The sequence below is a fragment of the Priestia sp. TGN 0903 genome (assembly GCF_050846855.1).
Taxonomy (GTDB): domain Bacteria; phylum Bacillota; class Bacilli; order Bacillales; family Bacillaceae_H; genus Priestia; species Priestia zanthoxyli.
Genome location: NZ_JBOZGL010000014.1, coordinates 1 through 16,377, shown reverse-complemented (window position 1 = coordinate 16,377; position 16,377 = coordinate 1). Strand labels below are relative to the sequence as shown.

The 16,377-nt window shown below is 39.7% G+C and carries 16 protein-coding genes, 1 rRNA gene and 1 riboswitch; of the genes, 1 reads left to right on the top strand and 16 read right to left on the bottom strand.

Going from position 1 to position 16,377, the window contains the following annotated elements; translation table 11 throughout:
- Positions 1-35 precede the first annotated feature (35 nt).
- The gene (locus tag ACRPLY_RS25185; protein WP_013055048.1) at positions 36-341 is read right to left on the bottom strand and encodes a YerC/YecD family TrpR-related protein; all 306 of its coding nucleotides are present in this window, start codon (positions 339-341) and stop codon (positions 36-38) included.
- 147 nt (positions 342-488) lie between these two features.
- Entirely contained in the window at positions 489-2,237 is a 1,749-nt protein-coding gene (locus ACRPLY_RS25180; RefSeq protein WP_034263936.1) for an adenine deaminase C-terminal domain-containing protein, read from the bottom strand.
- A gap of 102 nt (positions 2,238-2,339) precedes the next feature.
- Between ACRPLY_RS25180 and ACRPLY_RS25175 the strand changes: the two genes are divergently transcribed.
- On the top strand, positions 2,340-2,597 hold the full coding sequence (locus ACRPLY_RS25175; RefSeq protein WP_016762773.1) for a YgaP family membrane protein: 258 nt from the start codon (positions 2,340-2,342) through the stop codon (positions 2,595-2,597).
- A 30-nt stretch (positions 2,598-2,627) separates the two neighbouring features.
- Here ACRPLY_RS25175 and purD read toward each other — a convergent pair whose 3' ends face one another.
- The 14 genes from purD to rrf all read right to left on the bottom strand — a co-directional run bounded on the left by purD (position 2,628) and on the right by rrf (position 16,239).
- Positions 2,628-3,902 (bottom strand): phosphoribosylamine--glycine ligase, encoded by a 1,275-nt coding sequence (gene purD / locus ACRPLY_RS25170; protein ID WP_325078234.1) that lies wholly within the window; start codon positions 3,900-3,902, stop codon positions 2,628-2,630.
- A 13-nt stretch (positions 3,903-3,915) separates the two neighbouring features.
- Complete coding sequence (purH, locus tag ACRPLY_RS25165; RefSeq protein WP_025752921.1) at positions 3,916-5,454, bottom strand: bifunctional phosphoribosylaminoimidazolecarboxamide formyltransferase/IMP cyclohydrolase; 1,539 nt, start codon at positions 5,452-5,454, stop codon at positions 3,916-3,918.
- A 103-nt stretch (positions 5,455-5,557) separates the two neighbouring features.
- Positions 5,558-6,136 (bottom strand): phosphoribosylglycinamide formyltransferase, encoded by a 579-nt coding sequence (gene purN, locus ACRPLY_RS25160; RefSeq protein ID WP_014461934.1) that lies wholly within the window; start codon positions 6,134-6,136, stop codon positions 5,558-5,560.
- The gene (purM, locus tag ACRPLY_RS25155) at positions 6,133-7,170 is read right to left on the bottom strand and encodes a phosphoribosylformylglycinamidine cyclo-ligase (RefSeq protein ID WP_028412529.1); all 1,038 of its coding nucleotides are present in this window, start codon (positions 7,168-7,170) and stop codon (positions 6,133-6,135) included. The genes purN and purM overlap by 4 nt, the downstream gene beginning before the upstream one ends.
- A gap of 26 nt (positions 7,171-7,196) precedes the next feature.
- On the bottom strand, positions 7,197-8,612 hold the full coding sequence (purF, locus tag ACRPLY_RS25150; protein ID WP_042992377.1) for an amidophosphoribosyltransferase: 1,416 nt from the start codon (positions 8,610-8,612) through the stop codon (positions 7,197-7,199).
- Complete coding sequence (gene purL / locus ACRPLY_RS25145) at positions 8,588-10,819, bottom strand: phosphoribosylformylglycinamidine synthase subunit PurL (RefSeq protein ID WP_182421572.1); 2,232 nt, start codon at positions 10,817-10,819, stop codon at positions 8,588-8,590. The genes purF and purL overlap by 25 nt, the downstream gene beginning before the upstream one ends.
- On the bottom strand, positions 10,803-11,489 hold the full coding sequence (gene purQ, locus ACRPLY_RS25140; protein ID WP_432232145.1) for a phosphoribosylformylglycinamidine synthase subunit PurQ: 687 nt from the start codon (positions 11,487-11,489) through the stop codon (positions 10,803-10,805). The genes purL and purQ overlap by 17 nt, the downstream gene beginning before the upstream one ends.
- Positions 11,486-11,737: a phosphoribosylformylglycinamidine synthase subunit PurS gene (gene purS, locus ACRPLY_RS25135; protein WP_014461938.1), complete on the bottom strand. Its 252-nt coding sequence runs from the start codon at positions 11,735-11,737 to the stop codon at positions 11,486-11,488. The genes purQ and purS overlap by 4 nt, the downstream gene beginning before the upstream one ends.
- 7 nt (positions 11,738-11,744) lie before the next feature.
- Positions 11,745-12,452: a phosphoribosylaminoimidazolesuccinocarboxamide synthase gene (gene purC / locus ACRPLY_RS25130; protein WP_115652926.1), complete on the bottom strand. Its 708-nt coding sequence runs from the start codon at positions 12,450-12,452 to the stop codon at positions 11,745-11,747.
- 74 nt (positions 12,453-12,526) lie between these two features.
- A complete protein-coding gene (gene purB, locus ACRPLY_RS25125; protein ID WP_013055036.1) occupies positions 12,527-13,819 on the bottom strand; it encodes an adenylosuccinate lyase in 1,293 nt (430 codons plus the stop codon).
- Positions 13,816-14,961, bottom strand: coding sequence for a 5-(carboxyamino)imidazole ribonucleotide synthase (gene purK, locus ACRPLY_RS25120; RefSeq protein WP_115652924.1), 1,146 nt, complete (start codon positions 14,959-14,961; stop codon positions 13,816-13,818). Before purK ends, purB begins: the two co-directional genes overlap by 4 nt.
- Entirely contained in the window at positions 14,954-15,442 is a 489-nt protein-coding gene (gene purE, locus ACRPLY_RS25115) for a 5-(carboxyamino)imidazole ribonucleotide mutase (protein ID WP_013055034.1), read from the bottom strand. The genes purK and purE overlap by 8 nt, the downstream gene beginning before the upstream one ends.
- Positions 15,443-15,570: 128 nt before the next feature.
- Positions 15,571-15,672, bottom strand: a riboswitch (purine riboswitch).
- 84 nt (positions 15,673-15,756) lie between these two features.
- A complete protein-coding gene (locus ACRPLY_RS25110) occupies positions 15,757-15,957 on the bottom strand; it encodes an NETI motif-containing protein (protein WP_014461942.1) in 201 nt (66 codons plus the stop codon).
- 166 nt (positions 15,958-16,123) lie between these two features.
- Positions 16,124-16,239, bottom strand: a 5S ribosomal RNA gene (gene rrf, locus ACRPLY_RS25105).
- Between the last annotated feature and the right edge of the window lie 138 nt (positions 16,240-16,377).

Genomic DNA, 16,377 nt, shown 5'->3' with positions numbered 1-16,377 from the left:
AAAAAATAAGCGTATGGCTGCTTCAGCCATACGCTTTACTTTTGATTTGAATCTTCTTGAAGGCGTTCTAACACCATTTGATACGCATCGCTTCCATAATTCAAGCAGCGTTTAACACGGGAAATAGTCGCTGTGCTTGCTCCAGTTTCCGTCTCAATTTTATGGTACGTGTTGCCTTCTCTTAGCATTCTTGCTACTTCTAAGCGCTGTGCTAATGATTGAATTTCATTAACTGTACATAGGTCATCAAAAAATTGATAGCATTCTTCAATGTTTTCTAATGATAAAATCGCTTGAAATAGCTGATCTAATTCTTTTCCTCGTAGTTTGTTGATTTGCATCGTATCGAACTCCTTTATCATTGGCTTTCTTTACTAGTTGTTTCTATCTATAAAATACAGTTTCTATATTTATTTGCACATACATTCATTCTGTATGAAGACAGCCAATTTCATACAAATTTCAAATTCCTTTGATACTTTTATATTTTAACGCATTATAGACGGAAAAAGTACTTTTTTATTCATAACGTCATAAATTCCTACTGGCGTGATACGAATATAAGGCAAATGTGTAGACGAAAAGAACAGCAGTGAATAGACAGGATCATCGTGTTTGTATCCTCGCTCACCCAGCACTTTCTTGAGTTCCACCTCTCGTTTACTTAGCTCTTCCATCGGCAGATTCGACATGACTCCTTTTAACGGAAGATCCAGTTCATATACTACTTTCTCACCTTCTGTAATAACAATACCGCCGCCAATTTCTTTCATACGTTTGAATGCACACATCATATCTTTTTTCGATTTTCCAATTAAAATAAAATCACCTGTATTTGAAAACGAACTCGCCATTCCCGATACATTTGTCGCAAATCCTTTTAACAGCGTATTGATGCGCCACTTGCCTTCTCGGTCCACCAGCACTAAAAAGCTTTCATCATGATCAGAGGCTAATACATCTCCGCTCACATTTAAGTGAATTGAATACGGCTCCATAATAACAGCATTTTTCATTTTCACGCCTACTGGCATTGAAAATTGAAAATCGTCCATCGTTAAATCAAAGTCTAACTTTAACGGTGAAAAACCAAACTTTCCCCAAGGAAATTCTACCGAGGCTAATGCTTGTTCTTTGCCTTCTTTTTTCATCCACTTTCCTTTTGCTAAGACAGATACCGGAGTAGGCCGCATAGGATCTTCTAAAATATTAATATTAGCCACACAGCCTGTTGCTACATGCCCGTGCAAATGTTCCATGTTGTAATAGCGGGCAATATTTACAGACACCATATTATAAGCATCTAACACGGGAACTCCTTCTGAAATAGCTAATGTAATTAACATATCTGACACGCCGTTTTGGTAAAAAGAAGGCGGAGAACCGTCTGTATTCATCGTGATATGGTCAAAATAATCTACCTGCAGCTCTTTTAACTCCTGCAGCAGTTTTGGCAAATCTGGCCGAATGGAAGAGTGGCGCAAAGCAACGTCATAGCCTTGCGTTAACCGAGCAACAACATCTTCCCCTGTCATAGACTCATGATCGCTGTCTGCCCCGAGCAATTTCATTTTTGCTAAGGTAAATGCTGACGCCCCCGGGAAATGTCCTTCAATATGCTTCCTCATCCGCTTTGTCTCTTGAACCCAGTGAAGCATTAAATCATCTCCGTCTAAAAGCTTCGGCCAACTTGTCAGTTCGCCTCCTTGTAAGACAGCTTCATTTTGTAGCCAAGAAGTAATGTTTGTATGTGAGAAGATATCAGCCTCTTCATCAATTTCTGTCTGCGAATCAAATCTGCACCACCAATACAGTGACTGTGGTAACGTTTTCATTTCTTCAATCAACGAAAATGCCGTTTTTTGTTCAAGCTGTAAAGCGAGAATTAAATTATCATTAAATAAAGTGGTTGTTCCGTGCTTGGCTGCATATTGGGAAAAAGTCTGGGGATTATATAACTGAAACGGGTGAACATGCGGCTCAATATACCCAGGAACCACATATTTCTCACTGCAGTCTATAATCTCTGTAGAAGCGTCTGTGTGCTTAGGCATCTCTGAGCCAACGTATACAATACGATCTTGGTAAACCCAAATATGTGCTTTTTTCCACTGCTTCATTCGAGCGTTCAAATATGTTGCATCTTTTAAGACAATAGTTGGTGCTTTTTGACCGTTTAATACTAAAAGCTGCTGTCTAATATGTTTGCTTTTCCAGCGGTATCTCTGTTCCGGCATGCTAAATTCCCCCTAATTTACTATGTATTTTTATCGTAACACATCCGTGATGTAAACGCATTCAGAAACTGTTATTAATTTTATGAATAAAGGTGATAAAACATGAAACCAAATATCGGCATTGTTAACGCATTAATTCGACTTACACTGGGCTTTACCCTTCTTTCTTGGACAACATCTCGTTTATCTCGCAGACCGTACAAAGATTCATACATCTTCTTAGGGTTAATGGGAGCTTTAAAAGTTGCAGAAGGCATCACGCGTTTTTGCCCCCTTACGTACGCATATGATTCGTGTCAAAAACACGATGAACATGAACACCATCCAAATGGAAACGAAGAAACGTATAATCCTTCATAAGGTAAAAAGGAGAGCCGGAGCTCTCCTTTTTTATTTTAAAGCTGCTTTTGCTAATGCACGATGGCCGATGTCTTTGCGATAGAAAAAGCCTTTTTCTACATCGATATGAGCCATTTGTTTGTATACTTCTTGCTGCGCTTCTTGAAGAGTTGCTCCTTTGGCACCTACTAATAGAACGCGGCCGCCGTTCGAAACGTATGTGTCGTTTTCTAAAGCCGTACCAGCGTGGAAAACAAGCGCGTCTTCACTGATCGCATCCAATCCGTTAATTGGCGCACCCTTTTGATAATCTTCTGGGTAACCCGCTGCTGCTAATACAATTCCAATAGCTGCTTCGTTATCCCATTCAATTTCTACTTTTTCTTCTTTCAAAATGCGAAGAAGCACATCGACTAAATCGCTTTTCATACGGGGCAGTACAACCTGTGTTTCAGGATCTCCAAAACGCGCATTAAATTCAATCACTTTTGGTCCTTTTTGTGTTTGAATCAGACCAGCATATAGAATTCCCGTATACTCACAGCCTTCTTCAGCTAATCCTTTAGCCATTGGAAGTAAGATGTTTTCTACAGCCTCTTGTACTTCTGCATCACTGATTTGCGGAACAGGAGAGTAAGCTCCCATGCCTCCTGTGTTCGGACCTTGATCGCCGTCAAAAGCACGCTTATGATCTTGTGCAATTACCATTGGATACACATTTGTCCCGCGTACGAATGCCATTAATGAAAATTCTTCACCATCCAAAAATTCTTCTACAACTACTTTGGCACTTGCTTCTTTAAATTTTTGGTCAACTAGAAAATCACGTAATGTATCTACAGCTTCTTCTACTGTTAAAGCAACAGTTACACCTTTACCAGCTGCTAAGCCGTCTGCTTTAATAACAATTGGAGCGCCTTGCTTTTCCACATATGCTTTTGCTTCCTCGTAAGACGTAAATGTTTCATACGCTGCGGTTGGAATATCATACTTTTTCATGAGCTCTTTTGCAAAGCTTTTGCTTCCTTCAATCATCGCTGCTTGTTTGCGCGGTCCAAAGACCGGAAGACCTTCTTGTTCGAATCGATCAACAATGCCTTCAATTAGCGGATTTTCTGGTCCAACAATTGTTAATCCAATCTTATTTTCTTTTGCAAATAGCACAAGCTCTTCTTGGCTGCTTTCATCGATTGGTACAATCGTTGCCACATCTCTCATGCCTGGGTTTCCTGGTGCTACAAACACTTCGTTAACAAGTGGACTTTTTGAAGCTTTCCATGCAATTGTATGCTCTCTTCCGCCTTTTCCAATAACTAAAACATTCACGTTCTTCACCTCATTAATGTTTAAAATGTCTTACGCCTGTAAATACCATTGCAATGCCGTATTCATCTGCTTTTGCAATTGACTCTTCATCACGAATTGATCCGCCTGGCTGAATAATAGCTGTGATTCCTGCTTTAGCTGCTGCTTCTACTGTATCGCCCATTGGGAAGAACGCATCTGAACCTAAAGCTGAACCTTGTGCTTTTTCACCAGCTTGTTCAATCGCAATTTTTGCAGCGCCTACGCGATTCATTTGACCAGCACCTACGCCAATTGTCATGTCATCTTTTGCAAGTACAATAGCATTAGACTTAACATTTTTAACAACTTTCCATGCTAATTTTAAATCTGCCCACTCTTTTTCTGTTGGCTCACGTTTCGTTGGAACAGTAATCGTTGCATCATCAAATCCGAATACATCTTCATCCTGAACAAGCACGCCGCCTTTTACAGATGTTAAGAAAGCTTCTTTTTCTGCCTTTTCATCAAGTTCGATCGTTAGTAAACGAAGGTTTTTCTTAGCTGTTAATACATCTAATGCTTCTTGATCGAACGCAGGAGCAATGATAATTTCTAAGAAAATTTCTTTTAACTGAATAGCCGTTTCACGGTCGATAGGACGGTTAGCTGCTACGATACCGCCAAAGATAGATGTAGGATCTGCTTCGTATGCTTTTTGATAAGCTTGAGCAATTGTTTCACCCACACCTACACCGCAAGGATTCATATGTTTGATCGCTACGATAGCCGGCTCTTTGAATTCTTTTACGATTTGAAGAGCTGCATTTGCATCGTTGATATTATTGTATGATAACTCTTTTCCATGGAGCTGCGTAGCTGTTGCAATAGAACCTTTTTGTGTTAACGGCTTTTTATAGAAAGAAGCTTGTTGGTGCGGATTTTCTCCGTATCGTAAGCCTTGAACACGCTCATACGTTACTGTTAATTTCTCAGGAGTTGTTTCACCTGTAATGTTTGTTAAGTATTCAGCGATTAATGCATCATAAGCTGCCGTGTGACGGAATACTTTTGCTGCTAATCGTTGGTTGGTTTCAAATGAAACATTGCCATCAGCTTTTAACTCTTCTACTACGGTTGCGTAATCGCTTGGATCTACTACAACTGAGACAGAACGATAGTTTTTCGCAGCTGAACGAAGCATTGTAGGTCCACCGATGTCAATATTCTCAATCGCTTCAGCAAGCGTTACATCCTCTTTTTCAATTGTCTTTTTAAATGGATATAAGTTTACAACTACAAAGTCGATTGGCGAGATATTATGCTCTTTCATTTGAGCTTGATGCTCTTCATTATCGCGTAACGCTAATAAAGCACCGTGAACGTTAGGATGCAATGTTTTTAAACGGCCGTCTAAAATTTCTGGGAAACCAGTTACTTCAGAGATTCCGATAACGTCAATGCCGTTTTCTTCTAGGGTACGCTTTGTACCGCCAGTTGAAATAATTTCTACTCCTAAGTCCTTTAATTCTTGTGCAAATGAAACAATACCTTCTTTATCAGATACGCTAATAAGCGCGCGTTTTGCTGTCATTTTGTAAACTCCTCCTGATCCGATCTCTCATTTAAAATCTTTCTTTCACTACTACTCTACCATAGTAAAGGATTAAAACTTTTTTGACAAGGTTACATCCTATTTATTTAACTGCGGCTTGTTCAAATAATTCATTCAGTACCGCGGGATAAAATTGATGTTCAATTTCATGAATACGGGCCTCAACTGTTTCTCTTGTATCGCCTTTTTCAATGCGAATAGCCTGCTGGTCAATAATTGGTCCTGTATCCATGCCTTCATCTACAAAATGCACGGTAATTCCAATCACTTTTACTCCTGCATCAAAAGCTTGACCAATAGCATCAATCCCAGGAAATGCAGGTAAAAGCGAAGGGTGGATATTAACAATACGATTTTTGTATGGCTTAAGCAACGTCGAACCAACTAATCGCATATATCCTGCTAAAACAAGAAATTCTACTTTAGCTGATGTAAGCTCTGCAAGAATTGCTGCTTCATACGCTTCTTTATTTTCATAGTTTTTAGGCGAACAAACAAAGCATGGTATTCCACATGCTTTTGCTCGTTCAATTACGTATGCATCCGGTTTATTACAAACAACAAGCGCAATATTTGCTTTTAATCGACCTGACTGAGTTGCTTCGTAGATGGATTGAAAGTTACTGCCGTTTCCAGAAGCAAACACTGCAATATTTATCATGCAAACGTCCCTCCAGCAAATTCAACACCTGTTCCTTCTTTGACACGTCCGATAACAAATGCTTTTTCGCCTTCGTTTTCAATTGCTTCAATGACTTTATTCATATCTTCAGGTTCAACAGCTAAAACAAATCCGATTCCCATATTGAATACTTCGAACATTTCTTTACGGTCTAGCTTGCCTTGCTCTTCAAGGAAATCAAACACGTATGGAATTGGCCAAGAACCGTAATCGATTTCTACACCTAAACCTTCAGGAAGCATACGAGGGATATTTTCAACAAATCCGCCTCCAGTAATATGAGCCATACCTGCAATCTTAGCTGCATGTAATGCTTTTAGGACCGGCTTCACGTATATTTTTGTTGGCGTTAATAACTCAACTCCGAGCTTTTCATTAAAACCAGCGTAAGTTTCGTGAAGATTTAACCCTTGATCATCAACAATTTTACGTACAAGAGAGTAGCCGTTGCTGTGAATACCGCTAGATGAGATACCGATCAACAGCTGTCCAGCTTTAATCTCATCTCCAGTAATAATTTCTGACTTTTCTACCGCTCCTACTGTAAACCCTGCAAGATCATATTCATCTTCTTCGTATAAACCTGGCATTTCAGCTGTTTCTCCGCCAATTAACGCACAGTTGGACTGTTCACAGCCGTCTGCAATTCCTTTTACAATCGATTCAATTTTTTCAGGAACTGCTTTCCCGCAAGCAATATAATCTAAGAAGTAGAGAGGCTCTGCTCCTTGTGCTAAAACGTCGTTTACACACATGGCCACTGCATCCACACCGATTGTGTCATGCTTATCCATTTGAAAAGCAAGTTTCAATTTTGTTCCTACTCCATCTGTACCAGAAACAAGAACAGGCTCTTTTAAATTCAATGTAGATAAATCGAACATTCCGCCAAAGCCGCCGACTGTTCCCATAATACCTGCACGAGCAGTTCGTTCTACGTGCTTTTTAATACGTGAAACAGCTTCATATCCTGCTTCTAAGTCAACTCCAGCTTGTTTATATGAATATGACATGTTGTCACTCCTTTTTTACGTTAAAACTAACAAGTTACCTTTTCATGAGGGTGTACAGTATCTGGATAAATTTCAGTTGGATACTTTCCAGTAAAACATGCCATACACTGTCCGCCGTTGCCTTCATACTGTCTGCCGATTGCGTCTACTAAACCTTCGTTGCTTAAGAAAACAAGTGAATCAGCTTCAATCAATTCACGAATTTCTTCAACAGAGCGCGTAGCAGCAATTAACTCAGAGGATGACGATGTGTCAATTCCATAAAAACATGGATTTTTAATAGGAGGTGAACTGATGCGTACATGTACTTCAGTTGCTCCTGCTTCTCGAAGCATACGAACAATGCGACGGCTTGTTGTGCCGCGAACGATAGAATCATCTACCATAACAACACGCTTACCCTCTACAATTTTACGTACGGGAGACAACTTCATTTTTACACCTTGTTCACGCAGTTCTTGTGAAGGCTGAATGAATGTACGGCCTACGTATCGATTCTTAATTAAACCTAATTCGTATGGAATCCCGGACTGTTCTGCAAAGCCGATTGCTGCTGAAATACTTGAATCCGGAACGCCTGTTACAACGTCTGCTTCAATTGGTGACTCAACTGCAAGTTGTTTCCCAAGGTTTTTACGAGCAGAGTGAACATTGATTCCATCAATATTGCTATCTGGTCTTGAAAAATAAATATATTCCATACTGCAAATAGCACGGTTTACGTTTAGTGTGAATCGCTCTGATTGAATACCTTCATCATTAATAATAAGTAATTCACCAGGCTCTACATCACGCTCATGAACCGCTCCAACAATATCAAACGCACACGTTTCAGAAGCTACTACATAGGCATCACCTAATCGTCCAATCGATAATGGACGCAGTCCGTGAGGATCAAGTGCAACCATCATTGTATCTTCTGTTAAAATAACGAATGCGTATGCGCCTTTAACCATTGATAAAGCATTTTTCACTTTATCTTTCATATCTTCATAGCCGCTTCGTTTAATTAAATGAGCCAGTACTTCTGTATCAGATGTTGATTGAAAAATACTCCCTTGGTTTTCCAGCTGATGCTTTAATGCATTTGCATTAACCAAGTTTCCATTATGAGCTAACGCAATGCTTCCGCTATGAGAGCGGAAGTGAAGGGGTTGAACATTTTCAAACCCTCCGCCTCCAGCTGTTGCATAACGAACGTGTCCAATTGCTGCTTTACCGTTTAGTTGCTCTAACTCTCCGTGGCCAAATACTTCGTTAACAAGGCCGACGCCTTTCATCACTGTTACTTTTTCACCGTCTGTTACAGCAATACCAGCGCCTTCTTGTCCGCGGTGTTGCAAGCTATGCAAACCGTAATAAGCAATCTGGCTTGCGTTTTCATGTCCCCATACACCGAATACGCCACATTCTTCGTTTAAGCCTTTGATTTCAGCAAGCATGGAAGCGCTCCTTTCCAAGCAGTAGTTAATTCTTCAACTGATAACTGAACAAGAACACTTTCTTGATGTTTAACAGTTAATGTTGCATCTTCTGTTACGCGACCTACTAATGCTGCATCTTGTACAAGCATTTCGAATTTTTCTTTATTCTCTGGTGAAACCGTTACGATAAAGCGTGATTGTGTTTCACTGAATAGCTCTGCTGTTGCTTCACCGTTTACCGTTACGTTTACACCTAATCCGCTGCCGTTCATCACTTTTTCAGCTAGAGCTACCGCGAATCCTCCTTCTGCAATATCGTGAGCAGACTGAACTGCACCTTCACGAATTGCTTGAAGAAGCTGATCTTGACGTGTTTTTTCAATTGCTAAATCTAATTTAGGTGAATGGCCGAATACCGTACCGTTTTCTAGTACTTTTTGAAGCTCAGTACCTGCGAATTCTGCTTCAGCTTTACCAATAACATAGATTAAGTCATCTTTTTTCTTCGCATATTGAGTTGTAATATGGTTGATATCCTCGATCAAACCAACCATTCCAATAACAGGAGTTGGGTAAATTGCTTCACCTTTTGTTTCATTGTAAAGAGATACGTTACCACCGATAACCGGAGTCGATAGCTCACGGCAAGCGTCGCTCATACCGTCTGTTGCTTTTTCAATTTGCCAGAAGATTTCTGGTTTTTCAGGGTTACCGAAGTTTAAGCAGTCTGTAATCGCAAGAGGCTGTGCACCAGAACATACAAGGTTACGAGCAGCTTCTGCCACTGCGATACGGCCGCCTACTTCCGGGTCTAGGTATAAATAGCGAGAGTTACAGTCTGTTGTCATCGCTAATGCTTTATTTGTATCACGTACACGAACAACCGCCGCGTCAGATCCAGGAGATACAACTGTGTTTGTACGTACTTGGTAGTCATATTGGTTGTAAACCCACTCTTTGTTTGCAATCGTAGGCTGTTTTAAAAGCGTTACTAACATATCACTGTGATTTTCAACAGTAGGAGCATATGCTGACTGCTCTTGGAACTCACGATAGTATGCTGGTTCTTGAGATGGTTTGTGGTATACCGGTGCATCTTCTGCTAATGCATCTACAGGAACATCTGCTACTACTTCTCCGTTGTGAGTTAAACGAAGGCGCTTATCGTCGGTTACGTGACCAACTGAAACAGCTTCTAATCCGTATTTTTCAACGATTTCTACGATTTCATTTTCACGGCCTTTTTCAACAACGATGAGCATGCGCTCTTGAGATTCTGAAAGCATCATTTCATATGGTGTCATGCCCGTTTCACGCTGAGGTACAAGATTAAGGTTCATTTCAATACCAGAACCTGCTTTACTTGCCATCTCTGCTGAAGAACTTGTTAAGCCCGCGGCACCCATATCTTGAATGCCGACTAAAGCGTCACACTTGATAAGCTCTAAGCAAGCTTCAAGAAGAAGTTTTTCCATAAATGGATCTCCTACTTGTACAGCAGGACGTTTTTCATCTGACTGATCAGATAGCTCTTCAGAAGCAAATGTAGCGCCGTGGATACCGTCGCGTCCCGTTTTTGCTCCTACGTACATAACCGTGTTGCCAACGCCTTTAGCTTGACCTTTTTGAATGTCTTCGTGGTTAATTAAACCAACACACATAGCGTTAACAAGCGGATTTCCTTCATATGAAGCTTCAAACTGAATTTCTCCTCCTACTGTTGGGATTCCTACACAGTTACCGTAACCTGCGATTCCCGCTACTACTTCCTCAAACAAATGACGAACCTTTGGAGATGTTAATTCACCAAAACGTAAAGAGTTTAAAAGTGCAATCGGTCTTGCTCCCATTGAAAAGACGTCACGAATGATACCACCTACGCCAGTTGCTGCTCCTTGATAAGGCTCAATCGCTGATGGATGGTTATGACTTTCGATTTTAAATACAACGGCTTGGTTGTCACCGATATCGACGATACCAGCTCCTTCACCAGGACCTTGTAATACTTTTTCACCCGTGATAGGGAATTTTTTCAGTACAGGCTTAGAGTTTTTATAACTGCAGTGCTCTGACCACATAACAGAGAATAAGCCTGTTTCTGTATAGTTAGGAGTACGACCAAGCAGTTGCTCTACATTTGCAAACTCTTCGTCTGTTAATCCCATGTCTCGATATAACTTTTGTTCTTTAATTTGCTCTACATTTGGTTCAAGAAGTAACGACATTTTGTTCCCTCCACTGCTTTACGATTGATTGAAATAATTTAAGTCCGTCCGCGCTTCCTAAAAGATCGCTTACCGCTCTTTCTGGGTGAGGCATCATTCCTAATACGTTGCCTGTTTCGTTCGTAATCCCTGCAATACCTTGAAGACTTCCGTTTGGATTATCACCTGCGTATTGGAAAAGAATCTGGTTGTTTTCAATCAATTTTTGTAACGTGTGTTCATCACAATAGTAGTTGCCTTCACCGTGTGCCACTGGAATAGCAATTGCTTCATCTTTGCCATAAGCATTTGTAAACATTGTTTCGTTATTAGCTACTTTTAAATTCACTGTTTTACAGATAAATTTTAAGTTTTCATTACGGCGCATAGCACCTGGTAGTAATCCTGCTTCTAATAAAATTTGGAATCCATTACATACGCCTAGTACTGGCTTTCCTTGGCTTGCTGCTTTTTTTACAGCGTCCATTACATTTGAGAAGCGAGCGATAGCACCTGAACGAAGGTAATCTCCATATGAGAAACCGCCTGGAAGCAAGATACCATCATATTGATCTAATGATTCTGTATCGTGCCAAACGTAATCTACTTCTTCACCAAGCTCATCTTTGATAGCATGATACATATCTACGTCACAGTTTGATCCTGGAAAAACAATTACAGCAAATTTCACTGTACGACAACCTCCTCAACCTCGTAACGGTAATCTTCAATTACTGTATTAACTAAAAGCTTTTCACACATTTCTTTTACGCGTTCATCTAATGAATCTGTGCTGTCGATTGTTAGCTCTAAAAATTTACCGATGCGTACTTCTTGAACTTCTTCATAAGACATACGGTGCAATGAATTTTTAACGGCTACTCCTTGAGGGTCTAATACACTTTCTCTTAATGTGACAAATACTTTTACTTTATACATGGTTGGGTTATCCTCCGATTCGCTGTAAGATTTTTTCGTATGCTTCTGTTAAACCGCCTAAGTCTCTGCGGAATACATCTTTATCTAATTTTTCGTTCGTATGAACATCCCAGAAGCGGCAAGTGTCAGGTGAAATTTCATCCGCTAAAATAATGTCGCCTTGAGAAGTACGGCCGAATTCTAATTTAAAATCTACCAAGAAAATGTCTTTATCTTTGAAAAATTCCGATAATACTTCGTTGATTTGAAGTGCTTGTGCCTTTAAACTATCAATCTCTTCTTGAGTTGCAGCCTTAAGGAAAATTGCATGTTCTGCAAGAATTAACGGATCACCAAGCGCGTCATCTTTATAGTAAAGTTCAACGATTGGCTGTTCAAAGCGAATACCTTCTTCTACGCCAATTCGCTTCGCAAGGCTTCCTGCTGTAGCATTTCGTACAACAACTTCAAGCGGAACAATCTCTACTTTCTTAACCGCTTGTTCATGATCTGAAAGCTGCTTCACAAAGTGAGTTGTAATCCCTTGCTCATGTAACATTGAAAATAGTAAACTACTAATTTGGTTGTTCAGCTGTGCTTTCCCGCTAATCTCTGCCTTTTTCTGACCGTTGAATGCTGTAGCTTCGTTTTTATAAGCAACCCACAATACATCTTGCTCATCAGTAGCGTAAATTTTTTTCGCTTTTCCTTCATAAAGTAACTCTTGCTTTTCCATGCTGTCACCTCTACATACAGAATATTCAGATACACTTTCTTAGATAAAGGCAAGGACGTGCCTTGCCTTTTTTATTAAAGACCTAAACGTTCAAAAATCATATCTACATTTTTTAAATGGTGCTTATGATCGAAGCAATCTTCAATCTCTTCTGGTGATAAGTGGCGAGTAATACGCTCTTCGCCTTCAATTAAAGAACGGAAAGGAACTTGAGTTTCCCATGCTTCCATTGCTTTTGGCTGTACTAAGTCGTATGCTTCTTCACGTACCATACCTTTATTAATTAATGTTAACAGTACACGCTGTGAGTAAATTAACCCTAGTGTACGATCCATGTTGCGCTTCATGTTGTCAGGGAATACTGTTAAGTTTTTAACAATATTTGCAAAACGATTTAACATGTAATTTAAAGCAATCGTTGCATCAGGTAAGATGACACGCTCTGCCGATGAATGAGAGATGTCACGCTCATGCCAAAGCGGTACATTATCATAAGCTGTAACCATATAGCCGCGAATTAAGCGAGCAAGTCCCGTTACGTTCTCAGAACCGATTGGATTACGTTTATGAGGCATTGCAGATGATCCTTTTTGACCTTTTGCAAAGTACTCTTCAACCTCACGTGTTTCACTCTTTTGAAGACCGCGAACTTCTACTGCAAATTTCTCAATAGATGTCGCAATTAACGCTAGGACTGACATATAGTGTGCATGACGGTCACGCTGTAATGTTTGCGTAGAGATTGGTGCTGGTGAAATCCCTAGCTTCTCACATACGTATTTTTCAACGAAAGGATCGATGTTAGCAAACGTTCCAACTGCTCCTGACATTTTACCGAATTCCACTTCAGCTGCAGCACGTTTTAAACGCTCTAGGTTACGCTTCATTTCTTCGTACCATAACCCCATTTTCAAACCAAAAGTCGTTGGCTCAGCGTGTACACCGTGCGTACGTCCCATCATAACCGTATACTTATGTTCTTGAGCTTTTTCCTTTAGTACTTCTACAAAGCGCTCTACGTCACTTAGCAAGATTTCATTAGCTTGCTTTAATAAATAAGATAGTGCTGTATCAACTACGTCAGTTGAAGTCAAACCGTAGTGTACCCACTTGCGCTCTTCACCAAGCGTTTCAGATACTGCACGAGTGAAAGCTACTACGTCATGACGTGTTTCTAGTTCAATTTCATTGATGCGGTTAATATCAAAAGATGCATTTTGACGAATTAACTTCACATCTTCTTTCGGAATGTGTCCTAATTCTGACCATGCTTCGCAAGCTAGAATTTCAACTTCTAACCAAGCTTTAAATTTATTTTCTTCTGTCCAAATAGCTGCCATTTCTGGTCTTGTATAACGTTCAATCATGTTGTTACTTCCTCCGTTCTTTCCCAAATTCCTAGAGATTCGGCTTTTTCTATCGCCTCATCTATCTTATCAGCTAATACCGTGATATGTCCCATTTTTCTCTTCTCTTTTGCAACTTTTTTTCCGTACAAATGCAAGTGCATATCATCTAAACATTCGATTTTTGCCATTGTGTTCTCAATATGTTCCCCTAATAGGTTAACCATAACAGCAGGTTTTAATAAAGTCGGCTGTGCTAGGGTCCAGTTACAAATGGCTCTTACGTGCTGTTGAAATTGAGAAAGATCACAAGCATTGATTGAATAATGACCTGAATTATGAGGTCTAGGCGCCATTTCATTTATATAAATCTGACCTTCTTTAGTTAGAAACATCTCAACTGCTAACGTACCAACTAAATCTAATCCTTTTGCTATTTCCTGCGCATATTGAAGAGCTTTCGCTTCTTGATCTGCTGTAATACGTGCTGGAACAATTGTTTGGTGTAAAATATGATGCTTATGAATGTTCTCAGCTACTGGTAAACATACCGTTTCGCCTTTTGCATTGCGGTGCACAATAACTGATACTTCTTTATCTAAATTCATCCACTGTTCTACAATACATTCTGATTGCGCTAATAGCTCAGCTGCTTCACGAATATTATTTTCATTTTTCACTAGAACTTGCCCTTTACCGTCATATCCGCCTCGGCAAGTTTTTACAACACAAGGATAACCAATTGTTTCGACAGCTTTTAAAAGTTCTTCTTCAGTCGTAACGATTGCATAGTCAGGAACGTCTAGATTAAGCTTTGTAATCATTTCTTTTTCTAAACGGCGATTTTGTGTAACGGCTAGTAAATGACTGCCCTGTGGCACGTAGCATTTTGTTTCTAGCCATTTCATCATCTCAACATCAACGTTTTCAAATTCATAGGTGATGACATCTGACACTTCAGCAAGCTTTTCAACCGCTTTTCTATCATCATAGTTGCCAATGACTTTAATATCTGCTACTTGACCGCAAGGAGAATCTTCTGTTGGTTCAAGCACTGCAATGTAATAACCCATTTCTTTAGCAGATAGTGCAATCATTCTCCCAAGCTGTCCACCGCCTACGATTCCAATTGTTTTACCAGGAGGTATAAGTAAATTAGACAAGTTGATCACTACTTTCTAACACAGATGATTTAATAGACTCTCTACGATTTTCAAGTTGATCACTTAACGTTGGATCCTGTGTTGCTAAGATTTGTGCTGCTAGCAACCCAGCGTTCGTAGAACCAGCTTTTCCAATAGCTACTGTAGCTACCGGTACGCCGCCTGGCATTTGAACAATCGATAAAAGTGAATCTAAACCGTTTAAGTTACTTGATTTAACTGGTACACCTATTACAGGTAAAATTGTTTTTGCAGCAATCATACCAGGTAAGTGAGCAGCGCCACCAGCGCCAGCAATAATAACTTTAATCCCTCGTTCTTTAGCAGTTTCAGCATACTCAAACATATAATCCGGCGTTCGATGTGCTGATACAACTTTCTTTTCATATTCAATATTTAATTCATCTAAAATGTCACACGCATATTTCATAGTGCTCCAGTCTGACTGACTGCCCATTACAACAGCAACTTTTACATTCATGAATAAAAGCTCCTTTTTCACGTTATAAAAAAACCTAGGGTATGTTATGGCTCACTAAAGGAAAGCCACAACTACCCTAGGTTTCATGTATCAACATTCCTTTTGAAAAGGAATCATGTTTACCTATTTAGTAATTGTACTCTCCTCATAGTCCAATGATTTACGGTCATCGGGTAGAAACTCGTGGGCCATATTCCCACTATTATATGAGGTTTCGGATATCTCAATTGACAACTTAATAATAACAGCCAAACCAGAAAAAAGTCAACCCAAAAATCGAATGTTTACTATTTTTATCATTAAAATGTTCGTATTTAGAGACTTTTCCCTTCGAAAACAATCTGTTGCTTTACCGGAACATACTCTTTTTTACCATTTATTTCTTTTTCTTCAAAGATAGGCTTTTCCATTCGTCGAACGGGCATATACCCATCTTTTTTCATCCGATCTAAACAACTTGCGATTGTTTCATTTTCCTGTAATTCGTATAGTACTTTTTTTGATTTCTTACCCAAAATGCAGCCTCCAGTTTGAAAGAAGTTTCTTACAACGTCAAAAAGAACTTTTATAATAAAAAATTAAATGAATCCACTATAGTGTAACATAATTTAAAAGTTAAATTCACGCTGTAATTTTTAGAAACAAAAAAGACTAGTCATTGAATGACTAGTCTTTTTATTGGCCTGGCAACGTCCTACTCTCACAGGGACAAAGTCCCAACTACCATTGGCGCTAAAGAGCTTAACTTCCGTGTTCGGTATGGGAACGGGTGTGACCTCTTCGCTATCGCCACCAGACAAGAGATTGCTCTCTCAAAACTAGATAACAGTTTGCTGAGTAAAGCTTACGCTTTTAAAGTTTGGTTAAGTCCTCGATCGATTAGTATCAGTCAGCTACACATGTCGCCACGCTTCCACCTCTGACCTATCAACCTG

Bases quoted from the DNA above. Each gene is read 5' to 3' on its own strand.
- ACRPLY_RS25185 (WP_013055048.1), bottom strand. From the start codon at position 341: ATGCAAATCAACAAACTACGAGGAAAAGAATTAGATCAGCTATTTCAA.
- ACRPLY_RS25180 (WP_034263936.1), bottom strand. From the start codon at position 2,237: ATGCCGGAACAGAGATACCGCTGGAAAAGCAAACATATTAGACAGCAG.
- ACRPLY_RS25175 (WP_016762773.1), top strand. From the start codon at position 2,340: ATGAAACCAAATATCGGCATTGTTAACGCATTAATTCGACTTACACTG.
- purH (WP_025752921.1), bottom strand. From the start codon at position 5,454: ATGACAGCAAAACGCGCGCTTATTAGCGTATCTGATAAAGAAGGTATT.
- purN (WP_014461934.1), bottom strand. From the start codon at position 6,136: ATGATAAATATTGCAGTGTTTGCTTCTGGAAACGGCAGTAACTTTCAA.
- purM (WP_028412529.1), bottom strand. From the start codon at position 7,170: ATGTCATATTCATATAAACAAGCTGGAGTTGACTTAGAAGCAGGATAT.
- purF (WP_042992377.1), bottom strand. From the start codon at position 8,612: ATGCTTGCTGAAATCAAAGGCTTAAACGAAGAATGTGGCGTATTCGGT.
- purL (WP_182421572.1), bottom strand. From the start codon at position 10,819: ATGTCGTTACTTCTTGAACCAAATGTAGAGCAAATTAAAGAACAAAAG.
- purS (WP_014461938.1), bottom strand. From the start codon at position 11,737: ATGTATAAAGTAAAAGTATTTGTCACATTAAGAGAAAGTGTATTAGAC.
- purC (WP_115652926.1), bottom strand. From the start codon at position 12,452: ATGGAAAAGCAAGAGTTACTTTATGAAGGAAAAGCGAAAAAAATTTAC.
- purB (WP_013055036.1), bottom strand. From the start codon at position 13,819: ATGATTGAACGTTATACAAGACCAGAAATGGCAGCTATTTGGACAGAA.
- purE (WP_013055034.1), bottom strand. From the start codon at position 15,442: ATGAATGTAAAAGTTGCTGTTGTAATGGGCAGTCAGTCAGACTGGAGC.